Source organism: Hymenobacter siberiensis (assembly GCF_018967845.1).
Taxonomy (GTDB): Bacteria; Bacteroidota; Bacteroidia; order Cytophagales; family Hymenobacteraceae; genus Hymenobacter; species Hymenobacter siberiensis.
On the sequence record NZ_JAHLZZ010000001.1, the window covers coordinates 3528289 to 3553603 of the forward strand.

24 protein-coding genes and 1 tRNA gene are annotated in these 25315 nt (G+C 59.7%); 12 read left to right on the forward strand and 13 right to left on the reverse strand.

The window, feature by feature from the left end:
* Positions 1-196: 196 nt before the first annotated feature.
* From KQ661_RS15340 to KQ661_RS15355, 4 genes are all read right to left on the reverse strand, one after another.
* A complete protein-coding gene (locus KQ661_RS15340) occupies positions 197-1096 on the reverse strand; it encodes a MerR family transcriptional regulator (protein WP_216689175.1) in 900 nt (299 codons plus the stop codon).
* A gap of 95 nt (positions 1097-1191) precedes the next feature.
* A complete protein-coding gene (locus KQ661_RS15345) occupies positions 1192-1665 on the reverse strand; it encodes a sterol desaturase family protein (RefSeq protein WP_216689176.1) in 474 nt (157 codons plus the stop codon).
* A 215-nt stretch (positions 1666-1880) separates the two neighbouring features.
* Positions 1881-2687: an enoyl-CoA hydratase/isomerase family protein gene (locus KQ661_RS15350; RefSeq protein WP_216727402.1), complete on the reverse strand. Its 807-nt coding sequence runs from the start codon at positions 2685-2687 to the stop codon at positions 1881-1883.
* 149 nt (positions 2688-2836) lie between these two features.
* Positions 2837-5197, reverse strand: coding sequence for a ComEC/Rec2 family competence protein (locus KQ661_RS15355; protein WP_216727403.1), 2361 nt, complete (start codon positions 5195-5197; stop codon positions 2837-2839).
* A 129-nt stretch (positions 5198-5326) separates the two neighbouring features.
* Here KQ661_RS15355 and KQ661_RS15360 point away from each other — a divergent pair, with 129 nt between their 5' ends.
* A complete protein-coding gene (locus KQ661_RS15360; RefSeq protein WP_216727404.1) occupies positions 5327-6262 on the forward strand; it encodes a phytanoyl-CoA dioxygenase family protein in 936 nt (311 codons plus the stop codon).
* A 15-nt stretch (positions 6263-6277) separates the two neighbouring features.
* On the opposite strand, the gene KQ661_RS15365 is transcribed toward KQ661_RS15360, so the two are convergent.
* On the reverse strand, positions 6278-7537 hold the full coding sequence (locus KQ661_RS15365) for a hypothetical protein (RefSeq protein WP_216727405.1): 1260 nt from the start codon (positions 7535-7537) through the stop codon (positions 6278-6280).
* Between the two features lie 573 nt (positions 7538-8110).
* On the opposite strand from KQ661_RS15365, the gene KQ661_RS15370 reads away from it, so the two are divergent.
* Positions 8111-11854: an Ig-like domain-containing protein gene (locus KQ661_RS15370; RefSeq protein WP_216727406.1), complete on the forward strand. Its 3744-nt coding sequence runs from the start codon at positions 8111-8113 to the stop codon at positions 11852-11854.
* A 339-nt stretch (positions 11855-12193) separates the two neighbouring features.
* Here the strand turns inward: KQ661_RS15370 and KQ661_RS23110 are convergent, their stop codons facing one another.
* The gene (locus KQ661_RS23110; protein ID WP_216727992.1) at positions 12194-12586 is read right to left on the reverse strand and encodes a transposase family protein; all 393 of its coding nucleotides are present in this window, start codon (positions 12584-12586) and stop codon (positions 12194-12196) included.
* 10 nt (positions 12587-12596) lie between these two features.
* Positions 12597-13040 carry a helix-turn-helix domain-containing protein gene (locus KQ661_RS15380; protein ID WP_216727407.1) on the reverse strand — a complete coding sequence of 148 codons (444 nt, stop codon included), beginning with the start codon at positions 13038-13040 and terminating at the stop codon, positions 12597-12599.
* Between the two features lie 54 nt (positions 13041-13094).
* On the opposite strand from KQ661_RS15380, the gene KQ661_RS15385 reads away from it, so the two are divergent.
* Positions 13095-13490, forward strand: a complete 396-nt coding sequence (locus KQ661_RS15385; protein ID WP_216727408.1) for a transposase family protein — start codon at positions 13095-13097, stop codon at positions 13488-13490.
* A gap of 158 nt (positions 13491-13648) precedes the next feature.
* On the opposite strand, the gene KQ661_RS15390 is transcribed toward KQ661_RS15385, so the two are convergent.
* Complete coding sequence (locus KQ661_RS15390; RefSeq protein ID WP_216727409.1) at positions 13649-14083, reverse strand: GNAT family N-acetyltransferase; 435 nt, start codon at positions 14081-14083, stop codon at positions 13649-13651.
* Positions 14084-14215: 132 nt separating this feature from the next.
* Entirely contained in the window at positions 14216-15313 is a 1098-nt protein-coding gene (locus KQ661_RS15395) for a PhoH family protein (RefSeq protein ID WP_216727410.1), read from the reverse strand.
* Between the two features lie 122 nt (positions 15314-15435).
* On the opposite strand from KQ661_RS15395, the gene KQ661_RS15400 reads away from it, so the two are divergent.
* A complete protein-coding gene (locus KQ661_RS15400) occupies positions 15436-16206 on the forward strand; it encodes an SAM hydrolase/SAM-dependent halogenase family protein (RefSeq protein WP_216689186.1) in 771 nt (256 codons plus the stop codon).
* An 84-nt stretch (positions 16207-16290) separates the two neighbouring features.
* Here the strand turns inward: KQ661_RS15400 and KQ661_RS15405 are convergent, their stop codons facing one another.
* Positions 16291-17466: an alpha/beta hydrolase gene (locus KQ661_RS15405; protein ID WP_216689187.1), complete on the reverse strand. Its 1176-nt coding sequence runs from the start codon at positions 17464-17466 to the stop codon at positions 16291-16293.
* Positions 17467-18075: 609 nt separating this feature from the next.
* On the opposite strand from KQ661_RS15405, the gene KQ661_RS15410 reads away from it, so the two are divergent.
* The 4 genes from KQ661_RS15410 (at position 18076) to KQ661_RS22275 (ending at position 20538) form a co-directional block, all read left to right on the forward strand.
* A complete protein-coding gene (locus KQ661_RS15410; RefSeq protein WP_216689188.1) occupies positions 18076-18363 on the forward strand; it encodes a putative quinol monooxygenase in 288 nt (95 codons plus the stop codon).
* Positions 18364-18395: 32 nt separating this feature from the next.
* A complete protein-coding gene (locus KQ661_RS15415; protein ID WP_216689189.1) occupies positions 18396-18935 on the forward strand; it encodes an iron-sulfur cluster co-chaperone HscB C-terminal domain-containing protein in 540 nt (179 codons plus the stop codon).
* A 36-nt stretch (positions 18936-18971) separates the two neighbouring features.
* Positions 18972-19053, forward strand: a tRNA-Leu gene (locus KQ661_RS15420).
* Between the two features lie 609 nt (positions 19054-19662).
* A complete protein-coding gene (locus tag KQ661_RS22275) occupies positions 19663-20538 on the forward strand; it encodes a site-specific integrase (protein ID WP_317196122.1) in 876 nt (291 codons plus the stop codon).
* On the opposite strand, the gene KQ661_RS15430 is transcribed toward KQ661_RS22275, so the two are convergent.
* Positions 20463-20852: a hypothetical protein gene (locus KQ661_RS15430; protein WP_216727412.1), complete on the reverse strand. Its 390-nt coding sequence runs from the start codon at positions 20850-20852 to the stop codon at positions 20463-20465. The two genes, KQ661_RS22275 and KQ661_RS15430, sit on opposite strands and share 76 nt — an antisense overlap.
* Positions 20853-21092: 240 nt before the next feature.
* On the opposite strand from KQ661_RS15430, the gene KQ661_RS15435 reads away from it, so the two are divergent.
* Positions 21093-21923 (forward strand): IS5 family transposase, encoded by an 831-nt coding sequence (locus tag KQ661_RS15435; protein WP_216727413.1) that lies wholly within the window; start codon positions 21093-21095, stop codon positions 21921-21923.
* Here the strand turns inward: KQ661_RS15435 and KQ661_RS15440 are convergent.
* Both KQ661_RS15440 and KQ661_RS15445 read right to left on the reverse strand, forming a co-directional pair.
* Entirely contained in the window at positions 21901-23079 is a 1179-nt protein-coding gene (locus tag KQ661_RS15440; protein WP_235726989.1) for a serine hydrolase domain-containing protein, read from the reverse strand. The two genes, KQ661_RS15435 and KQ661_RS15440, sit on opposite strands and share 23 nt — an antisense overlap.
* 126 nt (positions 23080-23205) lie before the next feature.
* Positions 23206-23400, reverse strand: coding sequence for a hypothetical protein (locus KQ661_RS15445; RefSeq protein ID WP_216727415.1), 195 nt, complete (start codon positions 23398-23400; stop codon positions 23206-23208).
* Positions 23401-23470: 70 nt separating this feature from the next.
* Here KQ661_RS15445 and KQ661_RS15450 point away from each other — a divergent pair, with 70 nt between their 5' ends.
* The 3 genes from KQ661_RS15450 (at position 23471) to KQ661_RS15460 (ending at position 25314) form a co-directional block, all read left to right on the forward strand.
* Entirely contained in the window at positions 23471-24076 is a 606-nt protein-coding gene (locus KQ661_RS15450) for a thermonuclease family protein (protein ID WP_235726990.1), read from the forward strand.
* Between the two features lie 59 nt (positions 24077-24135).
* Positions 24136-24882, forward strand: coding sequence for a hypothetical protein (locus KQ661_RS15455; RefSeq protein WP_216727416.1), 747 nt, complete (start codon positions 24136-24138; stop codon positions 24880-24882).
* Between the two features lie 87 nt (positions 24883-24969).
* Positions 24970-25314, forward strand: coding sequence for a hypothetical protein (locus tag KQ661_RS15460; RefSeq protein WP_216727417.1), 345 nt, complete (start codon positions 24970-24972; stop codon positions 25312-25314).
* Position 25315 lies beyond the last annotated feature (1 nt).

Consider the following 25315-nt stretch of genomic DNA (forward strand, 5'->3'; position numbering starts at 1 on the left):
AACAAATATACGTACCAACCGCAAATTCGACCAGCTCCGGCCAAAATTATTTTACTCGGCACGCCTACTTCTTTCGGGTAGGAGCGGCAAATTACACCTGGCAAGCATTTTGGCAGCGGTTCGGGTCCGGTTTTATTATTATCGTTTTGTGAAGGCTGCGCCCACCTACGGGATTTGCTGGACGGCAAATTGCTACTCAGGCCGCCTCGGACTCGGTCGCCTCGGCAGAAATCAGGGCCAGGAAATCGGTCATCAGCAGCGGCGACACGCAGTTGGCGGGCAGCTCCAGCCCTTCCTGCCGGGCCAGCGGGCCATATAGCACCAGCTGGGCCTCGGGAAACAGGGTGCGCAGCTCGCGGGTGTACTCGGCCACCCGGCCGCGCTCGGGCTGGGTAGTAAGCACCGTAGCCACGGCGTAGGGCCGGTAGGCCGCGTTCACATTGGTGAGGCCGACCGTAGGCAGGTTCTGACCCAGGTAGAGCGTATGCTGGCCCCGGGCGCGCAGCAGGTAGTTCATAAAGAGCAGGGCCAGCTCGTGCAGCTCATCGCCGGGCAAAAACAGCACCCAGCGGCGGGCCGTAGTGGGTATCTTGGGCAGGGCATCGGTGGCGGCCAGCAGCTTCTGGCGCAGCAAGTGGGCCAGCATGTGCTCCTGGCCCAGGTCCACGGTACCGGCCAGCCACATTAGGCCAATGCGCTGCAGCAGCGGGTAGGCCACGCGCAGCATCGTATTCTCGAAGCCAAGGCGGACGGAGGCTTCGCTTAATAGCTGGTCGAGGCGGGGCTCATCGAAGCCCAGCATGGCGGCCAGCAGGTCGTTTACCTGGCGGTGGTAGTCATGCGAGTCATCGCAGCAGGCCAGCACGGCTTCACTGATTTCAGCATCCGTAAGGCGGGCCACCTGCGAGATGCGCTGGCCCCGGCCGCAGAGCGTGGTTACGTTGAGCAACCGCCGCAAGTCATCATCGCAATACGTGCGAATGTTGGTGGCCGTGCGTACCGGATGCAGCAGGCCGTAGCGCTGTTCCCACATGCGAATAGTGTGCGCTTTGATGCCCGAAAGCTGCTCTAAGTCACTGATAGAGAATTGGCCCATTTTTTTAATTAAAAATTATAACCTTATAAATCGAGAATCACCTGATAAAACCTATAATTATTCCAGTTTAAAACCAATGTTCTATTGGTCATGTTTTAATTTCCCGTCTTTATTTTTTTCCTCCGCGCCAGCTGCAAGTATTTTGGCGAAACCCACAGCAGGCCAAACTCGGCCGAACTATCGCGGCCCGTGGTTTTGTGGTGGGTTTTGTGGGCCATATTGAGGGCCCGCAGGTAGGTATTCTGCGATTTTTTCCAGAAGCGCAGCCGGCCGTGAATCAGTACGTCGTGCACGAAGAAGTACACCGTGCCGTAGCAGGCAATGCCCACGCCCACCCAGAACCACCAGCGCCCGCCATTGTCGCCGGTAATGAACAGTACGGCCGAAATGGCCCCGTAAATGAGGAAAAACAAGTCGTTGCGCTCCACTGGGTGCGGGTGCCGCACATGGTGCGAGCGGTGCAGAAACCATAGCGGCCCGTGCTGCACAAACTTGTGCATAAACCACGCCCAGAATTCCATGAATCCGAAGGTGGCGAGGGTGATGCCAATGGCGGCCAGTGTTGTCATGTGGAAGTAACCGGAACCGGAAAAGGGTTGTTTGGAAATAACGCGGAAACGCCGTTCCGTCCCCAATAAATTCCGGGACGGAACGGCGTTGTTGCAAAGCTATTGGAGTTGTTTAGAAAGTCACAAAATGTGCTCAAACGGTCATGCAGAGCGCAGCGCAGCATGACCGTTCGGGGACTTTCTAAACAGCTTCATCAGCTAACAGCTTATTCAAGCTACCAGCCAATCTTTTCTTTGCTGAGGAAGGCGGCAATGCCTTTGCGGCAATCCTCCGAGCCCCGGGCTTCGGCGTTGCGCTGGGCGGCATAGCGCAGGCCTTCTTCGAGGTCGAGCTCGGGCAGGTGGGCCAGCATCTCCTTGGTTACTTCCATGCTCTGGCCCGAGTTTTCGCGGCACAGGCGCTGGGCGAAGGTGTGCACGTTCGCGGCCAGCTCCTCTTTGGGGGCCAGAAAGGTGATAAGGCCCATGTCGAGGGCCGCCTGGGCCGAAACGGGGTCGCCGGTGAGCAGCAGCTGCTTGGTGCGCGACTCGCCGATTTTGCGCAGCAGAAACACGCTCACGATGGCCGGCAGGAAGCCAATTTTCACTTCGGTGTAGCCAAACTTGGCCTCGGGCACGGCAAAGCTCAGGTCGCAGATGGCGGCCAGGCCGCAGCCGCCGGCCAGGACGTGGCCCTGCACCTGGGCAATCACCACTTTTTTGAGGGTATAAATCTGGTGGAAGAGCTGCATGAGGTGCGTGCTGTCTTCCAGGTTGTCGGTGTAGCCGTAGCCCTGCAGCTCCTGAATGTAGGCCAAATCGGCCCCGACGCAGAACACATCGCCGGCCGAGCGCAGCACAATAACCTTGGTTTCCTCATCATCTTCGGCGAATTCGAACGCCTGTTTCAACTCGGTTATTACGTCGGCGTTCAGGACATTACGCTTGTCGGGACGGTTGAGGGTGATGTAGCCGATGCGGTCCTGGGCTTCGTACTGAATGTAGCGGAGGGCTTCGAGTTCGGGCGTGAGCAGGTTTTCCATAGGGGCGGGTTTGGCGCAGACGGATGGTTTCAGCAGGGATACCGCCGGCGGGGCAATGGTGGCATCTCTTGGGGCAATTAACGCAAAAAGTGGATGGATGGACTGCCCCGCTCGACTAAACGCCCGACCAAAACGACGAAACACGCTGGCTATCGGTCCGTTGGCGGCGCTGGGGTCAACCCGGAGCGGGCGCGACTTTTTTTGTGCGCCAGGCTTTCGCGGGCCCCGCCTACCGCCCCCCCCAGCGGCGGCGCACAGGAGAAAGCACCCCGCGCCGTGACGTCCCAGGTGCGGAAACCCTGGGCGCGCAGCAGGGAATCCTGCCGGGCCACGTACCAGATTTTGCAGCTCGAGTCGAACACCACCTGCACCTGTGGGCCGAATACGGCGGCCACGGTTTCGGGCTTCAGGCGGGCGTTGCGGCGCAGCACCAGCACATCGACGGGCGCGGGCCGGGTAGCGCTCGAAATGCGGTTGGAAACGAAAGCCACCCGCAAGCCGTGCCAGCGGGCCAGCACCACGGGGCCGGGCTTGAAGTATAGGGCTGAGTTGGCACTATCGGGGTCGGCCAGGCGCTGCACGGGGATGGTGCAGCCGCGCCAGCCCACGCGGTAGGCCGTGCGCCGCGCCGCCCGCCGGATGATGCCCGGCAGCAGACGGTAGGTGCGCTCGGTTTCGGTGAGCGGCAGCGAGTCGGGCGTGACAAACTCGGCCGCCGCGCCCTGCCAGAACCCCACCACCGAGCGGCGCGGAATGCTGTACACAATGAATTCTTCGGTGGGGGCCACGGCGCGGGCTTCGGCCACGCGGCTACCGCCGTAGCAGAGTAGCAGCAACGCCATGCCGCGCAGCCAGCCCAGCCGGCGGGTGTTCAGCCAGGCCAGGCCGGCCCCGATTATACCAAATAGTAGCACCGTTTGCAGCGCCGAAACGTGGATATCGCGCACCACCCAGCCGGAGAAGTAGCGGCTTATCAGGAAGATGTATTCGTTGAAGGCCCACACCATCCATTCGAATAGCTGCGCCACGGCCCGGGGCAGCAAATCGAGCCACCACGCCGCGCCGGCGGGCAACAGCAGGTTGATGGTGGCCATAATGCCCTTCACCGCCAGCAAGGCCAGCCCCACATACACCGCCCCGCTGGAAATGGGCACGGCCACGAGGTTGGAAAGCAAAAAGCTGAACGGGAACTGGTGAAAGTAATACAGCCCCAGCCCAAACGTGGCCACCTGCGCCGCCAGCGACAGCGCCACCGCCTGCCACACCTTATCCAGAAACCAGCCGCTGCCGCGCCAGGCCCACTGCACGGCCTTGGGCTGCCAGGGCCGGCGGCGGGCATAGAAATATGCTTCAACATCCACCCAGCGGGCAATGCGCGGCTGCACGTACACGATGCTGAGCACCGCCAGAAACGAAAGCTGAAAGCCCACGTCGGCCACCAGAAACGGGTTCCACATCAGCAAGCCAAACGCGGCCACGCCCAGCGTATTAAAGATGGAATCCTGCCGCCCCAGGGCCCGGCCGATGATGATGACCGTGAACATCACCGTGGCCCGCAGCACCGATGCCGACAGCCCCGTGAGAAAGGCGTAGCTCCAGATAACGGCCAGCCCCACCAGCGACGACCACAGCAAAAAGCCCCGCACCCGCCCAAATAGCTTGCGCAGCACCCACGACATGGCCGCGAACAACAAGCCCACCTGCAAGCCGCTCACGGCCATAATGTGCGTGGTGCCGGTGGCGGTGTAGGCCTGCTTGGTGGCCAAATCCACGTCGTCCTTAATGCCCAGCACCAGTGCCGAGGCAATGGCGTACTCGCGTTTGGCCTTGATGTAGTGCCGAAAAACGCCGTCGAGCTGCGTGGCCGCCCGCATGCTGACGGCCACCAGGATATTGGGCGGGGCCAACCGCAGCATCCGGTATTGGTCGGGGTGAATATATTGCTGGTGATAGACTTGCCGGTACTCCAGGTAGCGGGCGTAGTCGAACTCGCCGGGGTTAAGCGGGGGCTTGCTGGGGTCGGGGTGGCCGCGAATGAGCCATACCTCGCCGTACTGCGGCTGCGCGATGCCCGCCACGCGGGGCAGCGATACCCGCACGCCGCCCGTGGCACGGCGCCAGCGGCCGGCCACGCGCACAGCCTGCACTTTCAGGGTGGTGGCATAGGTAGCGGCCCGCACCACGGTAGCCTCGTCCACCACGGCCTGGTAGCTTTCTACTTTATCACCGAAGCGGTAGAGGTGGTCGGCGCGGCGGCTTTCGGTGGCGCGCTGGGTGAGCGTGGCCCCCAGCACGACGATAGTGAGCAGCGACACAACCCCGGCCATGTCGGCGGCGGCCGGCGTGCGCTGCCGCACGGCCCAGAAAATCAGCCCCATGCTCAGCACAGCCAGGGACACGGCCACGGGCCACAACTCCGGCCAACCAGCGCCGAGGTAGAGGTAGCCCACGATGCCGAGAATGAGCGCGGGGGTATAGCGCACGAAGGGAAAGGTAGCCCAGGCAATCATCAGACGGGTAGAAGAAGGAAAGGATATTGGGCTGGCAATGTAGCGGTTTGGGCCGAAACAGCCAACTGCGGCCCGGCCACGCCTGCCCGCAGCCGTATCTTGGCTCCCTGAAAAACTCCTACCCCACTCATGCTTTCCCTGCTCCGCCGCCTCAAGCTCAGCTATGCCGTCTACAACGTTTTCCAGCGCCGCCGGCTGGCCCACAACCTGCCCATCTACCAGAAGCTGGGGCTGAGCAAGCGCTACTTCTCCCCCATCAGCAGCCGCGATTTTGCGGGTTTGCCTACTAATGCCGGCTTGCCCGCCGTACTGCCCCTGGCCGAGCGCCTAGCGGCTACGCCAGCCTTCGCGGCGCAGCCCGCCGCCAGCCAGGCCAGCCTGCGAGCGTTTGAGGACCAGGGATTTGCTATTCTACCGGGGTTTTTCAGCAGCGATACCGTCGATGGTATCAACCAGGAGCTGCACCAGCTTATTGCCAGCCAGGAAATCAGCGTGCGCTATGTCAATAAATTCATGTTTGCGTTTCGGAAGTCGGCCCGCATCCGGGCGGCGGGCGAGGGCGCGCTCCGGGAGCTGGTGGCTGCCCTGCTGGGCCACGAAACCAAGCTCTTCCAAAGCATCAACTTCCTCACCGGCAGCCAGCAGCGCACCCATTCCGACAGCATTCACATGAGCACCTTCCCATTGGGCGGCATGGCGGCGGCCTGGGTAGCGCTGGAAGACATCACGCCCGATAATGGCCCGCTGCACTACTACCCCGGCAGCCACCAGCTGCCCTACTACCTCAACGCCGACTACCAGAACGAAGGCACCGAGTGGCTCATCGGCGACAAAGCCTACACGGAATACGAGGCTTACATCAACCAGAAAATCCTCGAAGCCGGCATTCCCAAGCAGGTTTTCCTGGCCCGCAAGGGCGACGTATTCATCTGGCACGCCAACCTGATACACGGTGGCGAACCGCACCTCGACAAGTTTCAAACCCGTAAGAGCATGGTGTTCCACTACTTCAGCCAGGGCCACATCTGCTACCACGAAATCACGCAGCGGCCGGCGCTGCTTTAGCGGCGAGTGCGGTTGTCAGGCCGCGAGCACCCGCTCGGCCACGCGCCGAAAAAACGGGGTATGGTGAGTAGTCGCATACTGCACCACGCGCTGCTGGGCCTGTGCGGCAGCGGGCGCATCGGCCGCCATCACGGCCAGATGCAGGTCGACCAAATCGATATGAACCTGGTAGTAATCGAGCAGCCAGTGGTGAGTTTCGAACTGCGCCAACGGGTGCGTTTGGGCGGGTGGGCAACCGGGAGCCGCCCGTCCGGTGCGCAGCCGGGCCACGCGCAGAAACGCCCGTAATAGCTCGTTATATACGTTAAGCTCCAACGTGGCTAGTTCGGGAAAGGCGGTGTTCGTTTCGGCTATCCATTCAACCAGCGCCTCGAACTGAGCGGTGAGAAACAGCGCCTCGGCCACGAAAAAGTGGTAGCCCGCCGGAAACGAGTTGTAGAACGCTGGCAGCGGCGGGGCGGGCGCGGCGGTGGCGCAGGGCGCGGCAGCGGCTTCCCGCCGCAGGCGTGGCAACAACTCGGGGGACAAGGCGGCATCGGGCGCGTCGTGCCAGGCGGCCACGATTTCGGCGAACGCACGCCGTCCGCGCGGGAAGGCGTGGACGGCCGGCGGCACGGGCAGGGCCAGCAGCTGCGGTAGCCGCGCCCGCCAGGCCGCTTCGTCTTCGGCCAGAAACTCACCCAGAAACAAGGTGCCGTGTCCGAACAGTTGGGCTTCGGGCGTAGGCTTGTGGCGCAGGTATTCGCACAGCACTTCGCCGTAGGCCCCGTTGAGGTGGGCCAGGTCGACAAATGACTCCACAAAAAACTCCTGGCCGGCCGGGTGGGCCGCCAGCCGTAGGGCAAGCGGAGCCGCCGCGCCGCCGGGCTGAACGGGCCGCGTCACGCGCCCCAGAAAGTAGCCCAGCAGCAGGCGCTCGGGCGGGGCCAGCCGTGCCATCGCCAGCAGCTCGGGAATGTCAGTGGGAAAATCGGGGGCAGCGGCAGCGGCTTGCGCGAAGCCCGCCACGGCCTGCCCGAAGGCCGCAAAGTCGGCGTGGCCGGCGTAGCGGGCCAGCGTATCGAGGGTGTGCAGGTGGTAGCCGCCTTCTTTCTCAACCAGCCCAAAAAACCGGCGCAACGTGCTCGGGCTCAACCGCCGGCCGCCGGAACCGGCTGTTTTGGCTAATTCGGTTTCGAGGGCGTCGCAGTGGCTGGGGTAGCGCAGCGGCTGGCCGAAGCGGGTAGCGACGGCTTCGCGCAGAGCGGCGTGTAAGGGTAGCGGTAAGCGGGGCAAGGTAGATAGTGGAAAAGGGATTATCGGAATGCGAAAATAAAAGATTTTTTTGAACTTTGGGCAGGCATCGACCCACCGAGTACGTTTGCGATTCCATTATTGATACCCCCTCATGGTTTCCGTTTCTTTTACAGCGCTGCAGTTACGCCTGCTTTCCATGCAGCAATCCAAGCCTTTAAGGATAGGTCCGGGGCTCAGCTCAGTCGGGCGCTACCAAGGGCTTTGAACCATTAAAAAACACCTGGCACGGCACGCCAGCTCCGTGCTTGAGCTTCCTGCGCCAGCATTGCCGGGCTCCAGAAAAGAGCGACAGCCAAGACCGATGAAACGGCCCGCTACAGCCTCCTGCGCACGGCCGGCCCACCCAAACACTACTGGCACTTTGTGAAGCCCCACCGCTCAACGGCCGACAACCGCTCGGAAAACGCCCTGCCGGTTTGGATTTTGTCCGGAGCTGCCGCATTCATAACGCTTTCGTTTATCCCATTTACTCAATTCATTTTTCTCATTTTCACTTCTCTGATGTTAAAAGAAACTTCTACTTTTTTCACTGACTCCCGCCGCTTGGCGCGCATGGCCGCAGCCTCACTGCTGACCGTACTGGCTGGCCAGGCGCAAGCCCAGGTGGTTGTGGACGGACGGGTGGCCAGCTCTGAATTGGGAGCCGGCACCTCGGGCTATTACGGCTCGATGGGCCAGTACACGCGGCCCCACTCCAGCTCAACGGGCTTCGGCGACTGGGGGCTGCAGCAGGCGTATATCTCTAGCAGTGCCACCAAGCTCGTTATCGGTGTCCGGGGGTCGGTCGAGCCGGTGAGTGGGACTACGCCTGTCGGTAATTTTATGCAGGTGTACTTAGACTTGCCCAACCGCACGGGCGTGTCGGCCGGCTATCCCCTGCCGGCGGCCTATGGCTCTACTTCGTTCGACGCCATGAACGGAACGGTTATGGACATGCAAACGGATTATGGCCTGGCGCTGGGATATAACAGCAACGGGTCCCTTACGGCGCAGTACGTTGACTATACCCAAAGTGCCAGCACGGGCGTTTCCGGTGCGCTCGGCACGATGTACCCCAGCGGCACGCCCAGCACTTTTTACAGCTCGGCCGCACAAAGCCGGTTCTACGGTGCCCGGATGGCCTACACGGTGCCTTCGCCCAATCTGGTAAGCTATAATACCGGGCAAGCCTGGGAAATGGAGCTCGACCTGGCCAGCCTGGGAGTATTGCCCGGCCAGCAGGTGCGGGTTTTCGTACTGTACGGCAGCGGTAATTCAGGCTATGTAAGCACCGACTTTATTCCGGAATCAGGGACAACAACTAACCCCGGCTTCGCCCCCAATTTTAGCCAATATACTAGCACTCAGGCCTATACGTACACTCTGACCGGCAGCACGACCGGAACCGGCACCTACTGCACGAGCAGCCTCGGCGGCGGGTCGTGCGACATCTACTCGGTGCAGCTGCCGGGCGCAACGATAGCTTCCACCGCCGGTAGCTGCCCTGGCACTTCCAGCAACAACTACTCGGCCTATTCTTCGGGCCTGACGGTGCAGCCCGGCCAGAGCTATACCATGGGTCTGACTACCAACATCTCAGGGGAGTCTATTTCGGCCTGGGCCGACTGGAACCAGGACGGCATGTTCAGCAGCAGCGAGTACACGCAGCTCAGTGCAAATGCGACGGCTTACTCGGCCGCTACCGCTACCGTTTACGTGCCGAGCGGAGCCGTTCGGGGCAGCACCCGGTTGCGGGTGAGAACCCGCGCTGCCGGCAATCCCAACAGTTCGACTGATGCCTGCACGACGTTTGGCTCGGGCGAAACCCGCGACTACACCATTTCGGTGGGCTGCAACCTGACCACGCCGACCGTGGGTGGCGACGGCACGTACTGCGTGGGCCAGCCGGTGTACCTCACGGCGAGCGGTATTCCCAGTGGCGCCTCCTACAACTGGACCGGCCCCAACGGCTACGTTTCTTACAATAGCAACCCGGCTTTTTATGCCACGGCGAGCAACGCGGGAGCTTACGTCCTCACCGTGACGAGCGGCAGTTGCGCAGTGACTTCGCGCACCGTGCAGGTAGCTACGACGGCCGCGCCCACCGCGCCCACCACCACCAACGGCAGCAACTGCGGCCCCGGCCCCGTTACGCTCGGGGTCAGCGGCGCGCCCAGCGGCGGCTCCTATCGCTGGTACAGCTCCTCCACCAGCACCACGGCGCTGGCTACGGGCAGCAGCTTCACCACTCCGTACCTCTACGGCTCGGTCTACTATTACGTGAGTACAGTAAGCGCGGCAGGTTGCGAAAGCAGTCGCAGCTACGCGCTAGCCAGCATCAACAACACCCCTTCAGCGTCTATCTCCACCAGTGGGGCCACCACCTTCTGCCAAGGGGGGGCGGTGAGCTTGACTACCAGCGGCTCGTCGGTCGGTAGCTACCAGTTTTACCGCAACGGGTCGGCCATCAGTGGTGCTACCGGCAGCACTTATTCAGCCACCACCAGCGGCAATTACACCGTGGCCGTGACTACCACCAGCGCCTGCACCAGCACTTCGGGCTCGGTGACGGTGACGGTGAACCCCGGTACGTCGGCTGCCTTTGCCTACGCCACCAACACCTACTGCCAGAGCGGTGCCAACCCCACCCCTAACGTGAGCGGTACGGCAGGTGGCACATTCACAACCAGCGGCATCGGCCTCAACATCAACCCCTATAACGGCACCATCAACCTGGTCCAAAGCCAGCCCGGCTCCTACACTATTACCTACAGCGTGAGCGGCACCTGCGGCAGCACGGCGACCACCACCCTCACTGTTTCGCAGGCCGCGCAGGCCACATTCAGCTATCCTGCCGCGAGCTATTGCGCCAGCGGCAGCGCCGTGCCCCCCGTACTCGCCTCGGGCAGCTCGGCCGGCACGTTCACAGCTTCGCCCGCGGGCCTGAGCCTGAACGCCAGCACCGGTGCTGTGGACCTGGCCCAGAGCCAGCCCGGCACCTACACCGTCATCAACTCCATCGCGACTAGCAGCGGCTGCACGCCAACTTCGGCCTCGGCGCAGTTGGTAATCAATTCCCTACCCACCGCTACGCTTACGGCCAGCGGCCCGCTCACTTTCTGCCAAGGCGGCACTGTTACGCTCACGGCACCCACTGGTGTGGGCTATAGCTACCAATTTTTCCGGAACGCCACGGCTATTGCCGGCGCAACCAGCACTACTTACAGCCCCACCGCGGCCGGCGGCTACACCGTGAGGATAACCAATGCCAGCGGCTGCACTGCCATGACCACCGCACCAACTAGCGTAGTCGTGAACGCCGCGACCACAGCCACCTTTGCCTACGCTGGCAGCACCTATTGCCAGGGCGGCGCGGCTATACCCACGCCCACGGTTAGCGGCACGACCGGCGGGGCATTTAGCAGCACTAATGGTTTGGCGCTGAATGCGGCCACAGGGGCCATTGACCTGGGCCAGAGCCAGCCCGGCACATATACTGTGACCTACAGCGTGCCGGGTTCTTGCCCCAGCACGGGCACCACTACCCTGACCGTCACGGACCCGGCCTCGGCCAGCTTCGCCTACGCCGCGCCCAGCTTCTGCGCGGGTGCTCAGGCCACGGCTCCCATTGCTCTGGCCTCGGGCAGCTCGGCCGGTACGTTCACGGCCTCACCTGCGGGCCTGAGCCTGAGCGCCAGCACCGGCACCGTGGACCTGGCCCAAAGCCAGCCCGGCACCTACACCATCACCAATGCGGTGGCCGCCGCCAATGGGTGCGCCGCCACCACTGGCACCACCGTGCTGATTGTAAATACCGCCCCGGCCGCACCCATCGTTACAGTGGTGCGCAATGGTTCAACCACCACGCTCACCAGCTCGGCCCCGGCCGGCAATCAGTGGTACCAGAACGGGCAGCCCGTGGCAGGTGCCACCGCCAACACCTACGTAGCCAACTCAACGGCCCAACTGGGCAGCTATTCCGTAGTCGTGACCAACGCCAATGGCTGCGTGTCGCCGGCTTCGGCCGCTACCATAGTCACGAACGCCTTGCGCCCGCTGGCTGGCTCGTCGCTCATGGTCTACCCCAACCCTACCCCCGACGGTCGCCTCACGCTGGAGCTGACGGGCTACACCAAGGCGGTAGAAGTTGATGTGATGAACGTGCTCGGCCAAGCCGTGCTGCACCTGAGTGTACCCGCTAACTCCACGAGTACCATTCGCCAGGCAATCGACCTGCACGGCCAGGCTAGCGGTGTATACCTACTCCGCACCCGCAGCGCAGGTAATACCGACCTGCGCCGTCTGGTTCTAAATTAATTTTTTAGGTTGTCTGACAATTTTAATGAAGGAGCCGAAGAAGTGGTTTTCTCAATGAATTACTTGCTTAAAAAAAACAGGTAATTACTAAGCGTAACCTTCTCTAAAAAGACCGTCTCCATTAAAATTGTCAGACAACCAGAAATATATTAAAACTTATGCGGCTTAATTAGCGGGATTCGCGCGCTCGTGTGCGAGATAAGCCCGGTGTGGGCTGCGGACGCGCAGGTTATGCAGCCCGCAGGCCACACCGGGCTTATCTCGCACACGAGCGCGCGAATCCCGCTAATTAAGCCGCATAAGTTTTATTAAGTCACAATTAATTATTAGACCTCTTTCCTAAATACGTATAACTTTTTCAATATTAAGATTTATGAGTCCGCATACGATGAGCCAAATTTGCGCAACGTGATTCAATCGGTTCCGGTAGGTTTCTTTAACCATTCGAAAGCACTTGCACAGCCGGTTAACGTGTTCAATTTTGACTCGTTTGCTCCTAAAAGCCTTTTTTTGCCTCTTTTGCTTGATGGTCAATTCCCCGTTTTTCGGTTTTTTGTGCGGGATTTGGCTGCGGGCATGCACTTTTTGAATGCCAACGTATCCTAAATCGCCTTTCACCTTGATTTTCCGATGAATTTCCAGGGGCGTCTCCTGAAAAATGCGAATATCTGACTTGCGGCCTTCCAGTTCTACCCGGCAATGCTCAATCGTTTTATCCTTTTGACTAATAATTAATTATGACTTAATGATATGTTTTTTTAGAGCCATTATAGTAGACTTCCTGATTCTTTTTCGGTCGTTCGATGGGCTGCACGGTAACATCAACGACAACTGTTTTTACGTGGGTATATTTTAATTTCTCCGGATTTTTGAGCCCGATTACGTCGGCTAGAATGGGTCGCATCTTGTGAAAAATCTTGTGGCAATAGCTTTCCGAGATTCCGTACGAAAACCCCAGGCTCAAAAAAGTGGGGTATTGCCGCAGGTATTCGAATGTCAGCAGCAGTTGATTCGCAACGCTCAATTCTGCCTCAATTCCACGTTTGGAGAGCGGATTTTCCCGCAAATACTGGTCAATCCGGTTTTGCACTTTCACCAGCACTTGTTGCAGTTGAACAAAATCAACCCCAAAAAGCCGTTTGCAAATGGTTGGGTTAGCCTGAAGTAGTTTGTATTTATCATTCATAACCAGTGATTTACATGTTATAACTTGTTTGTTTTATAAATATATGCATGAAAGATGTCTATTAGTCAAAAGGATAAAACGATTGAGCATTGCCGGGTAGAACTGGAAGGCCGCAAGTTAGATATTCGCATTTTTCAGGAGACGCCCCTGGAAATTCATCGGAAAATCAAGGTGAAAGGCGATTTAGGATACGTTGGCATTCAAAAAGTGCATGCCCGCAGCCAAATCCCGCACAAAAAACCGAAAAACGGGGAATTGACCATCAAGCAAAAGAGGCAAAAAAAGGCTTTTAGGAGCAAACGAGTCAAAATTGAACACGTTAACCGGCTGTGCAAGTGCTTTCGAATGGTTAAAGAAACCTACCGGAACCGATTGAATCACGTTGCGCAAATTTGGCTCATCGTATGCGGACTCATAAATCTTAATATTGAAAAAGTTATACGTATTTAGGAAAGAGGTCTATTGATATTTTTCATTCGTCATTGACTCGCAACAAGTCTAACAATTATCACAAGTGAAAAGCCAATTGTGATAATTGTTATAGCCGATTTTTTCGCATAGGCCGCTAAGTCTCCACTATTCATTGCCGTTAAATTAATTTATTTAAGCTACTCCAGCACCATTTTATGGTGCTGGATATTAGCCTCCTCAAACATCTCCCCTTCCTTCCGAAACCCGTGGCGCTCATAAAACGGCACGGCCCGCAGCTGCGCGTTCAGGTACACTTCGGCATCGGGTAGCTCGGCGCGTACGTCGGCCAGTACGGCATGTAGAATAGTGGCCCCTACTTCTTGGTTGCGGAAGCCTTCGAGCACGGCGAAGCGCTCCAGCTTCACGCCGTTTTCGGTTTCGCGCCAGCGGGCGGCGCCGGCGGGGGTGCCGTCGTCGGTGCGGGCGAGGTAGTGGCGGGCATCGGTGCGGTCGTGGAGGTCGTTTTCGAGGGTAGCGGGCACGCCCTGACCTTCCACAAATACTTTTTCGCGGATGGTGAAGGCGGCGTCCAGGTCGCGCAGGTCGGTGATGCGGAAGGCGGTGGCGGGCATGGTGGCAAGGCTATAAAATTATCATACTGAGCGCCGTGAAGGACCTTGCCACGAGTGAACTTGTCGTTCGACTGTGATAAGGTACTTCGCAAGCTCAGGATGACAGATGTTGAAAATATCAGACAGCAGCCACTACAGCGGCTGCTCGTGGTTTACGGGCAGTTCGGGCTCATCCGAAATAGGCTGGCCGTCTTCGGCCAGACCTTGCTCGCGCAAGCGGCGCTCGTGGCGCTCGTCGCGGCGCGGGGTGCCGTTGGCCTGGGCCGTGCGGGTCATTTCCTCGGTGTCGAATTTATCGTAGGCCTCCACGATTTCCTTCACCAGGCGGTGGCGCACCACGTCTTCGGAGGTCATCTCGACGTAGCCGATGCCTTGCACATTTTTGAGGATGTCCATGGCCTGCATCAGGCCCGATTTCTGGCGGGTGGGCAGGTCAATCTGGCTGCGGTCGCCGTTCACCATCACCTTGGCCGTGGGGCCCATGCGGGTCAGAAACATCTTAATCTGGCTCGGCGTGGTGTTCTGGGCTTCATCGAGAAGCACGAAAGCATTGTTAAGCGTGCGGCCACGCATGTAGGCCAGCGGAGCGATTTCGATGATTTTATTTTCCTGGTAAAACTTCAGCTTTTCGGCCGGAATCATGTCTTCCAGGGCATCGTAAATCGGCCGCAGGTAGGGGTCGACCTTCTCCTTCATGTCGCCGGGCAGGAAGCCCAGGCTTTCGCCGGCCTCCACTACGGGGCGCGAGATAATGATTTTTTTGACCTCCTTGTTTTTGAGCGCCCGCACGGCCAGCGCCACCGAAATGTAGGTTTTGCCGGTACCGGCCGGGCCCAGGGTGAAGGTGAGGTCATGCGACATCACGGTGTCCACCAGCTTCTGCTGGTTGGGCGTTTTGGCCTTAATGACGCCGCCCTTAGCCCCGAACAAAATGACGTCGGGCGAGGCAGCCAGCACCCGACCTTCGGCCTCCTCAGAGGTAGCTGAGAGGTACTGATTTACCGTTTTGTCGGTAATCTGACCGTATTGGTGGTAGTGCTCGATGAGCGAGGAGAAGATGTCATTGATGCGGGAGATGACTTCCGTCTGACCCTGAATTTTGATTTCGTTGCCGCGGCTAATGATTTTAGAGCCGGGAAACGCGGCCGCCAGCTGGCGGATATTCTGATTGTCGGGGCCGAGGAAATCGACCAAAGACATGTTTTCGAGGGTGATGATTTTTTCGACCAAGTTGGAAGAGAGGGGGAAAGAGAAAGGGGGTAGGAAAAACGGGCTGTTTTCGACCCGAACCGGCTACTTTTGCCCCGGTTCGGACGCTGGAACAATACTACGAATAACTACGGAACGCAAGCATGGGTTTGATTACGCTGCTCACAGATTTTGGCTACCGCGACCATTACGTGGCAGCCCTGAAAGCGCGGCTGCTGCACTTGGCCCCGGCAGTTCCGGTGGTCGACATCAGCCACGGCGTCGAATCCTTTAACATCGCACACGCCGTTCACGTTCTCCAAAGCGTATTTCGGGATTTCCCGCTGGGCACGGTCCACGTTATCGGCGTGGCCGACCACGGCGCGGGCCCCGAGCCCAACTGGCTGGCCGCCGAGCTGGACGGCCACTACTTCGTGACCGGCGACAACGGCATTCTGGCCCTGCTGGCCAACGGCATCCCCGAAAAAATGGTGGCCCTGCCGGCCGCCATCACTGCCTCGCCCACCCGCGACGTGCTGCTACCCGCCGCCGTAGCCCTGGCCCAGGGCGCTATGCTAAGCGACCTCGGCCCGGCCGTTACCGCGCTGCATCAACTCAATAACCGCCAGCTGCGGCTGCAGGACCACCGCGTCACGGGCCACGTAGCGCACGTTGACCACTACGGCAACCTCGTCACCAACATTTCGCGCACGGCGGTGGAAGCCGTGGGCCACGGCCGGCCGCTGGCCATCCACTTCGGGCGCGACGTGGTGCGCGACCTGCACCCGCACTTCTCGGCCGTGCCACCCGGCGAGGCGGTGGTGGTGTTCAACAGCCAGGATTTTTTGTGTCTGGGTATTTGCCAAGGCAACGCTTCGGAGCTGCTGGGGTTAAATTTCGACTCGCAGGTGGACGTGCGGTTTCAGACAGAGTAGGTAACAGGCAAAAAAAGGCCGTCATGCTGCGCGCAGCATGACGGCTTGAACCACAGAATTCGGTTCACTCAGAAAGCAATGCTCCTACTTCAGGGCACCTTTCAGGTCGCTGGCGGCCAGGGCTTCGGCTTCTTTGGCCTCGGGCACCACGGCGCCCATGCCGAAGAATTCGTGCGTGGTGCCATCGTAGAGCTTATAATTGGTTTTCACGCCGGCGGCGGTAAGCCTATCGGCCAGGGTTTTGCCCTCGCTCATCAACGGGTCGTACTCAGCACTGATGACGGTGGTTGGCTCCAGTCCTTTCAGGTTGGCGGCCACCAGGTTCACGCGCGGGTCTTTGCCATCGGCGGGGCTGCGGAGGTAGTTTTTGAAGAACCAGGCCATCGCCGGAGCGTTTAGAGGCGCGGTGTCGGTGAATTTCTGGTACGAAGGCGTGGTCATGTCGTAGCCCGCAATGGGGTACACCAGCACCTGGTACTTGGGGAGGGCCACCTTGCGGTCGCGGGCCATCATGCTCACGGCACAAGCCAGGCCGCCACCAGCGCTTTCGCCCATCACGGCCACTCGGGCGGGGTCGCCCTTCATCAAAGCGGCATTTTTCAGCACGTACTGGTAGGCGGCGAAGGCATCGTCGTGGGCGGTGGGGAACTTGTACTCCGGGCCCTTGCGATACTCCACCGACACCAGTACGGCACCCACCTGCTCGCACATGGCCTGGGCCGATGCGGCGTAGGTATCATTGTTGGCAATTACCCAGCCGCCGCCGTGGTAGTACACGATAACGGGGTACGGGGCCGTACCGCTCTTGGGCGTGTACACACGGGCTTTCACGCCGGGAGCCACCGTTGCGCTCATCGTGTCGCAGTTCATTGGGGGCATGGCGATGTTGCTCACCTGCATCTGCTTTTTAAGGGCATCGGCAAAATTAGGCCCCTTACGTGCCTGGGCGGCGGTAAGCGAGGGCAATGGCTTCGGGTTGAAGCTCATCAACTGCTCAATCACGGCTGCCATCTCGGGCTTGAGGTTGGGACCCCAAGCCGGATTGGGGCCGGTTGGCTTCACGGCACTCATGCCATCGGCAATGGCCGTTACCGCCGAGCTATCGGAGACAGCATTGGTTTCGCCGGAAACCACCGTGGCCGTTTTGTCGGTTTCGGTGGCGATGGGCTGGCTGTTGCAGCTGCTAAATAGCAGGCCGCCAGCTAAAGCAGGAGCGGTGAGCCACGCAAATGCTGATGAACGGGAGAAGAAATTTTTCATGGAAAAGAATAGGTAAAGTATGACGGTATAAAGAGCAGGTGTTTGCGGCAGGTTCTACGCTGAGCAGTACACATAGTTGGTATAAGCCCGAGTTTTGACGCCTGATGCAGCATTCTGGTATCAGAAATAATACAAATACACCAATATTATTATTTTAATAATCAAGTAATTAATCAGTGGGGTTGTTTAGAAAGTCACAAAAGGTACTCAAACGGTCATGCAGCGCGCAGCGCAGCATTTTGCTCGCATCGTTGAACGGGCCTGACGATGCGAGCAAAATGCTTTGCTGCGCGCTGCATGACCGTTCGGGGACTTTCTAAACAGCTTCAGTATCAACACCCGAATATCGACAAATATGAGGCTCTACCCACTTCATAAGAGAATGTCACTCTTTGCCGGCGTAGGTGGTCAAATAGTGGCACCACGTTTCGGGAGCGTCTGCACATGGTGCGCCATTGGTTTTACAGGCTGATGAAAAATACATCATGCTTCATTGCCCGCCGTTGGACAGACCTGAGAACTGCTTTAGAAGCTATTCGCCTCGGGCGCTGGTTTGGCTTTGCGGAGCCGGGGTCTTTTACTTTTGTTGCTTACCCTCTCACTTTCCGAATGCTGATTCGTATTGTTCGCATGAGTTTTGAACCGGCACAGGTACCGGCCTTTCTTGCCCTTTTCCGGGCCACCGAGCACCGCATCCGGCAACAGCCCGGCTGCCGCTACCTGGAGCTGTGGCAGGATGCCGACCACCCGGCCACCTACTGCACCCACAGCCACTGGGACGATGCGGCCGCACTCAATGCCTACCGTAAGTCGGGCCTGTTCGGCGAGGTGTGGCCGGCCACCAAGCGGCTATTTGCCGCGCCGCCCGTGGCCTTTTCGGTGAATCCGGTGTTGTAGCCGTATTCCCCCCTGACTAATTCTCGTTTTCTATGTCCCCCGATTACTTCGCCTTCTACGGCCTGCCCCACTCCTTCCGGCCCGATGAGACCGCCCTCAAACGCCTCTACTACGCCAAAAGCCGCGAAACGCACCCCGATTTCCACGCCACCACTTCGCCCGAAAACCAGGCCGAGATGCTGCGCCAAGCCACCCTCAACACCAACGCCTACCGCACCCTTTCCGACCCCGACCAGCGCATGGCATACCTGCTGCGCGAAAATGGCCTGCTCGAAGAAGGCAAGCAAGAGCAGCTCCCGCCCGATTTCCTAATGGACATGATGGACCTCAACGAGGAGCTTATGGAGCTGGGAATGGACGCCGACCCGGCCGGCATCACCAAAGTGGCCGCCGAAGTCACCGCCCTGGCCGGTACCCTCGACGCGGGCATCGAGCCCGTTCTCGCTGGCTATGAGCAGCTCCCCACCGACCACCACCAGGCCGCGCTCCAGCAAATCCGCACCTACTACCTAAAAAAGCGGTATCTGTTGCGCATCCAGCAGCAAGTTGCTACCTTTGCAACCCGCTCCTGATACCGGCAGAGCGGAATTGTTCTAAAAGCTTATCCTGCCCGGATGGCGGAACCGGTAGACGCGTTGGTCTCAAACACCAATATCGCAAGATGTGCCGGTTCGACTCCGGCTCCGGGTACGACCCTTCACGATGTGAGGGTGTAGTTAAGCCCTCAAAAAGCCGTGAATCAAGCAATTGACGCGGTTTCTTGGGGGCTTTTCTTATGCCTTCGCGATGGTGTTCTTGCACTTCACGGCGTGAGTTCTGGCCCCCATCCTGCCCCCAGACCTGTCCCCACCTGTCCCCTCCCCTGCTGTCATGAATATTTGCTTTGAGCGACGCATTGAACGGCCCGACGCGCATGGCCGCTGTGTTATCCGATTGGTTGCGACGTTTGATAACCAGCGGCTGCGATTTGCGACTGGTGAAAAGTGCGTGGCCTCGGAATGGAACGAGAAAACGGGCTGGTTTAGAAAGTCGTTTGGTGATATTGACAATGCGACGCTGCGGCTGCGGGCCTTGCGGACGAAGGTAGAAGATGTCTACAGTGGTTTGCGCACGAAACTAGCGGGTCCAGTATCTGGAGCAGCGTTGCGGACGGCGGTGGCTGCTGTGGACGCGCCCGCTGGTCCGGCACCTGGATTGGTTGAGTTGCTTGACGAGCATCGGGCTGTACTGATTGCGCGTGGGTTTCGGGCTAACACGGTAAAGGGTTACAAGACGACGCGCAACACGGTAGCAAAATGGGTGGCTACGCTCCCGTCGGGCATGACGGTGGTCGACTACGACTTGCCGGCGCACGACTCGCTCCAATCGTGGATGCGGGAGGAAATGGGGCACGCCCAGAATACCATTGCGGGTGCTGTGAAGCAGTTAAAGCCTTTCCTTAGCTGGGCGCGGGATGAGCGGGACCAAGTACTGGCCGTGGACCCTGGGAAGTTGCCGGTGGAATGGGAGGACGTTGAAAAGTGCTGGCTTTCGGCTGAGGAACTGGAGAAGATAGCGCGGGCGTTGCTGCCGAATAACCTGGCGCTGGTGCGGGATGCCTTTGTGTTCTGCTGCTACACGGGCCTGCGCTACTCAGACCTACACGACCTGCACAGCGGCAACTTGTACGATTGGGACGGCGGGCAGGTGCTGCGGCTCACTCAAACCAAGACGCGAACGGGCGTGAGTATCTATCTGACCGTGCCGGCGCTGGCACTACTGGCCAAGTATGACGGGACGCGGGCGCGGCTGCTACCGGTGTTTGAAAACGCGGTGATGAACCGGTACCTGAAGCGTATTGCCCGCCTGGCGGGTGTGGACCGGCTGGTAGAGGTGGTGGAAACCATCGACGGGCACATTTTTAAGCGGCCGGTACCGAAGTGGGAGCTGGTGACGATGCACACGGCGCGGCACACGTTTGCGACCCAGAGCCTGATGCGGGGCATGCCGGTTGAGGTGCTGCAGAAGGTGCTGGGGCATGCCAACATTAAGACCACGCTCATCTACGCGAAGATTGTGGAGGACTTTCAGCATCAGACGATGCGGCGGATTTGGGACGGTCAGAGCGGGGTAACGGAGAGCGCGGGGGCGCGGTCAAGCCAAATTTGCGCGGTGGAGCCGTTGGCGGTGGCCTGAACGCCCTGCACCAGCACCACGCGCCCCGTCAACTCAAGCGGTTGCAGCTGTAGGTAGCGCGTCAGGTTGGGCAGCAGTTCGGACCTGACGGCTACCTCTATTGGGCACTTTGGCCTATGCTGTTGGAGGCTGATGAAGGTGTAGCCGGTACGGGTGGTGCGGGTAGCGGCGACGGTGGCGCGGACGTGCACGTACTGGCCGGGGTGGGCGGCGGCCTTGGCGGCGGACAGCTCTGGCGGTGTCGTCGAGGAACTGAGGGCGGCTGTGGCTATTACCAGCAACAATAGACGCGGGGCTGACAACAGGTTTCTCACTGTAACGGGGCGTTTTTTAACTGAGCGCTACTTCTACACTTCTACGTTCAGCAGGCCGGCTGCTTAGCCTTCAGATGCCTACTCGGTGCTGGTATTTTTCTAACGTGTTCCAGATTTTATACATCGCCACCTCACCGGCCCTGGTAGAATGGCTGGTATTCATCGAAGCTGTTTAGAAAGTCAAAGGACTCCCAAAAAAGCGCGAAATTTGAGGTGTAACACTCCTTTTTTCGCATTTTAATGGAAGTCCTGTCCAAAGATATGATTCGCCAATGGATTCTGCCCGCGCTCACCTTCTCCGCCCATGGCCGCCCCTCGGTCGTGGAGCCGGCCGAGTTGGTGGAAGCCATTCTCTACAAACTCAAAAGCGGCTGTCAATGGCGATTATTGCCTGTTAAACAGTTTTTTACGGGCGCATCGCTGACCTGGCAGGGCGTGTACGCCCGCTTTAATGCGTGGCGCAAGGACGGGTCCTGGCAAGGGGTATGGCTCCGCTTGTTGCGCGAAAACGGGGCCCATCTGGACTGTTCCAGCGTCCAACTCGACGGCAGCCACACGCCCGCCAAGAACGGCGGGGAGGCCGTCGGCTATCAGGGCCGCAAGAAAGCCCGTACCACCACAGCCCTCTTCGTGGCCGATAACCGGGGACAACCGCTGGCCTGCGCCAGCCCGCAGGCGGGCAACCACCACGACACCCACCAGCTCAACGCCTTGTTCGGGGAAATCTGCGCCTCGCTCGAAGCGGCTAATATTCCCGTCGCCGGGCTGTTTCTGAACGCCGACAAAGCCTTTGACACCCAAGGCTTTCGTCAGGAATGCGCCCGGCGCGACATCGAGGCCAACATTCCCCGCAACCGCCGCGCCGCCGACTGGCAGACCGACGACGACACCTTTTTCGACCCCGAACTCTACCGCCGCCGCGTCGTGGTCGAACACGCCAACGCCTGGCTCGACGGATTTAAAACCTTGCTCGTGCGCTACGAAACCAGCGTCGGCAATTGGCTGGCCTGGCACTGGCTCGCCTTCGTCGTCATCTTTTTGCGAAAAATTAATCAAAAGCCGACTTTCTAAACAGCTTCATCACCAAGAGTCGGCCGATGCCAGATTTCGGGTCAAAAAACAATAATGCCACTACGCCCGGGTCGCCGCCTGTGTGACCGATGAAGCCGGTGTAACCGAAGCCCATGAAAACGCCCACGTTGTAGGATTCGCTGTAGGGGTTGCGCTCGTTGCGCTCCTCAAAGTTGCTGGCTGCCAGTTGGGGCCGGAACAATTCGCGGTAGCTCTCCGGCCGCAGCACGGTGCCCTGGCCTTGGTAGCCCCGAATCAGCTCGCGCAGATACTGGCTCATGTCGGCGACGGACGAAAGGAAGCCGCCGTCGGGGTACGTGGCCTGCCCGTAGTAAGGCAGCGGTACGGTGGGGGATTGGTAAAGCCGCGAAACCTGGGAGAAAGCGACATCGGCAAAGCGCCAGCCCGAATCTCGCATACGTAGCGGCTTGGTGATGTAGCGGGCCGTGAAGGCTGGAAACGGCTGCTTGCTGACCCGTTCCACCACGTACGCCGCCAGGGCCGCGCCCACGTTGGAGTACTCGTAAAGTTCGCCGGGCCGGCGGGCGAAATAGCCCTTTGCCTGGTACCACTTGCCCTGCGGGGTCAGCACGTTTTGCAGAAACACCGGCAGGCTCACCGCCGAATCGGCGGGAATAAACGTCTGCATGTCCTCGAAGGCCATCGGCCCCTTTTCCTGCTGACCGGGCGTGAGGAAATAGTTATGGCTCAGGTAGAAGTCGTTGTCGCGGATGCTGGACGTGTGGGTGGCCAGGTGCCGGAGCGTAATCGGCACGTCAGGGAACGCTGGGTTGACGACCGGGAAGGGCAAATACTTGTTAACGGGGTCGTCCAAGGTGAGCAGGCCCTGTTCCTGCGCCTTGAGCAAGGCCAGACCCACCAGTGTCTTGGACACCGAGGCGACGCTTTGCACGGTGTGGATGCCGTAGGCTTTGCGGGCCTGCACATCGGCAAAGCCAAAGCCGTTCTGGTAGAGGACGCCTCGTCCATTCACGACTGCCACCCCAAACCCGTTGAAATGACCTTGTCGTAGAATGGATTCCAACTCCGCCGTCAACGAGTCCACAACGGCCTCGCGCCTGACCTGCTGGGCTACTCCTTGTGTGGAAATGCCGAAAGCAAGGCAGAGTATTGAGGCAATAAGAATTCGGCGCATTAAGGAGATATCCTGGGAACAAGAGCAACGCTACTGGCTAGCAACGACAGCAAATAAAGTACACATTCCTTGATGGGTGGGAACAGTGGTACTCCAGGTATGCTTCAGCCATACTCCAGCTATGCTCTAGCTACGGTTAAGGGCGCGGGTCACTTCAGCTTCGGGCAAGTGGGTATACTGGCAGAACTCGGCAATGGAAACGTAGGCGCGGGCGGGCTTGGCGTAGTGGGCACGGATGCGCTGCAGCAGGGCCCGGGCCGTGCTGTATTTGGTGCCGGTGACGGCGGCGGCTTCTTTGGGGTAGATGCAAACCTGCTGCATAATGGGCTGGCAATGCGTAAAACGGACATGCGAAGATACAACGCTTGCGGACCAGCCGTAGGTTCGTGGCATGTTCTACTTCGCTACATTTTTTCGGGTCGCTTCTGCGCTGGCTGTTGGTTCCTGGCTGACGGGTTGTGCCGGATTGCGGAGTGACGAGCTGCCGATGTCCTCGTTTACAGCTCGTGCGGCGGCCGCTGCTGAAGCGGCCCGGGTGGTGCGGGTGATTGATGCCGATACGTACATCATGCTGAGCGGTGGGTCGACGTACCGGCTGCGGTTGCTGGGCGCGGACGCTCCGGAGCCGGACCAGGCGTTTGGACCGCAAGCGGCGGATTCGGTGGCTAAGCTGCTGCCGGTGGGCCGCGTGGTGCTGGTGGCCAAAGCCGGGATGGACCTGTACGGCCGGACGCTGGGCGCGGTGCTGCTGCCGACATCGACGGTGGCAGCTGCGGGGTGGCCGGTATCACTGGATTCGCTGCTGGTGGTGCGGGGGTGGGCGTGGGCCTACGACCCCGACCGGCGGGTGGCAGGATGGGCGGTCCAGCAAGCTCAGGCGGCCCAGCGGGGCCGGGGCCTGTGGAAATGCGGGGACAGCCAAGCGGTTTCGCCGAAGTTGTGGCGGTCTTTCGATGCACGAAATAAGCGGCGTTACCTGGGCAGCTGCACCTGGTAACAAGGCCGGCTAATGCAAGTCAGCACAGTTCATTATTCACTCCTCACCCCGATAACGTCATGGCACGTCAGACAGGTATTTTGGGCATTCAGGGCACCGTGGGTGGCCTGGTGTTCAGCAAAAACGGCAACATCTCGCAGAAGCCGGCTAGTAACAAGGCCGCCTTTGCCAGTGCCCCGAGCCGGGCGCGAACGCGGGAAAACGCGGCTGAATTTGGGTTGGCCGCCAACTACAGCAAGTTGCTCCGCGACTCGCTACGGGTGGCCATTGCGGCCGCCAGCGACAGCCGGGTAACGTCGCGGCTCACGGCGAAAATGCGCGAAGTCATCGGCCTCGATGACACGAACGACCGGGGGCAGCGCGTGTTTGACGCAACCAACTCGGCACCGCTGCTCGGCTTCAACTTCAACGCGGGGGCCGGCATCGGCCAGACCATGTACTTCCCCTACGAGGTGACGGGAGCCGGTGCTGACGTGACGATGACGATTCCGGCGCTGAACCCGGCTTCGGATATCGCCGCCCCGCAAGGGACTACGCACTTTGAAGTGGTATTCGCCGCTTCGTCGCTGGACATGGAGATGCTGACCTACACGAATGCTGTAGTGGCCGCGCCGCTGGGCATCCTAGCGGTGAACAGTCTGGCACTTGCCAATCAGGCGGTGGTAGCCAGCTTCCCGGTGGCTCCTGCCGCAGCCAACCTGGTGGTGGGCGTGGTGGGCATCAACTTCTACCAGCAGGTGAACGGGAAGTTTTACGCGCTCAACAACAACAGCACCAACCCGCTGGCGATTGAGTACGTGGCCTAGTCTTAGGCATCCTTGATATGTTAGGGCCGGCCGGCAGCGGCCGGCCCTTTCTTTTTTTACTTCGTCCCTTCAACCCCTCTTTTGACAATGGCACTTACTGTTTATCAACTGCAATACAAGCGGCGCATGAAAAAGGCGCTGGCTTTGCGGGCTCGCGCCGACCGCCGCGCCCGCGCCCTGACGGCCCGGCTGGTGGCAACCCTGGCCGATGGGACCACGGCCGCCGCGCATATTGGCCGCCTGAATACGCTATATGGCATGACCGTGAGTACGCGCACGGGTTTGCTGAACGGATTCTCAACGGCTGGCACGTCGGCCGGGCTGACGAGCGTGGCGGCGGCCAGCCTGGACGGTACGCCGGCCGTTGTGTACGTGAACATCGCCAACGGCAACGGCGGGGCCGGGCTGGCGGGTGATGCCGACCTGGATTAAT

Bases quoted from the DNA above. Each gene is read 5' to 3' on its own strand.
- KQ661_RS15370 (WP_216727406.1), top strand. From the start codon at position 8,111: ATGGCCGCAGCCTCACTGCTGACCGTACTGGCTGGCCAGGCGCAAGCC.
- KQ661_RS15440 (WP_235726989.1), bottom strand. From the start codon at position 23,079: ATGCGCCGAATTCTTATTGCCTCAATACTCTGCCTTGCTTTCGGCATT.
- KQ661_RS15390 (WP_216727409.1), bottom strand. From the start codon at position 14,083: ATGCCCGCCACCGCCTTCCGCATCACCGACCTGCGCGACCTGGACGCC.
- KQ661_RS15400 (WP_216689186.1), top strand. From the start codon at position 15,436: ATGGGTTTGATTACGCTGCTCACAGATTTTGGCTACCGCGACCATTAC.
- KQ661_RS15405 (WP_216689187.1), bottom strand. From the start codon at position 17,466: ATGAAAAATTTCTTCTCCCGTTCATCAGCATTTGCGTGGCTCACCGCT.
- KQ661_RS15450 (WP_235726990.1), top strand. From the start codon at position 23,471: ATGTTCTACTTCGCTACATTTTTTCGGGTCGCTTCTGCGCTGGCTGTT.
- KQ661_RS15385 (WP_216727408.1), top strand. From the start codon at position 13,095: ATGTCTATTAGTCAAAAGGATAAAACGATTGAGCATTGCCGGGTAGAA.
- KQ661_RS15380 (WP_216727407.1), bottom strand. From the start codon at position 13,040: ATGAATGATAAATACAAACTACTTCAGGCTAACCCAACCATTTGCAAA.
- KQ661_RS15455 (WP_216727416.1), top strand. From the start codon at position 24,136: ATGGCACGTCAGACAGGTATTTTGGGCATTCAGGGCACCGTGGGTGGC.
- KQ661_RS15410 (WP_216689188.1), top strand. From the start codon at position 18,076: ATGCTGATTCGTATTGTTCGCATGAGTTTTGAACCGGCACAGGTACCG.
- KQ661_RS15435 (WP_216727413.1), top strand. From the start codon at position 21,093: ATGGAAGTCCTGTCCAAAGATATGATTCGCCAATGGATTCTGCCCGCG.
- KQ661_RS15460 (WP_216727417.1), top strand. From the start codon at position 24,970: ATGGCACTTACTGTTTATCAACTGCAATACAAGCGGCGCATGAAAAAG.
- KQ661_RS15355 (WP_216727403.1), bottom strand. From the start codon at position 5,197: ATGATTGCCTGGGCTACCTTTCCCTTCGTGCGCTATACCCCCGCGCTC.
- KQ661_RS15345 (WP_216689176.1), bottom strand. From the start codon at position 1,665: ATGACAACACTGGCCGCCATTGGCATCACCCTCGCCACCTTCGGATTC.
- KQ661_RS15445 (WP_216727415.1), bottom strand. From the start codon at position 23,400: ATGCAGCAGGTTTGCATCTACCCCAAAGAAGCCGCCGCCGTCACCGGC.
- KQ661_RS15350 (WP_216727402.1), bottom strand. From the start codon at position 2,687: ATGGAAAACCTGCTCACGCCCGAACTCGAAGCCCTCCGCTACATTCAG.
- KQ661_RS15415 (WP_216689189.1), top strand. From the start codon at position 18,396: ATGTCCCCCGATTACTTCGCCTTCTACGGCCTGCCCCACTCCTTCCGG.
- KQ661_RS15360 (WP_216727404.1), top strand. From the start codon at position 5,327: ATGCTTTCCCTGCTCCGCCGCCTCAAGCTCAGCTATGCCGTCTACAAC.
- KQ661_RS15340 (WP_216689175.1), bottom strand. From the start codon at position 1,096: ATGGGCCAATTCTCTATCAGTGACTTAGAGCAGCTTTCGGGCATCAAA.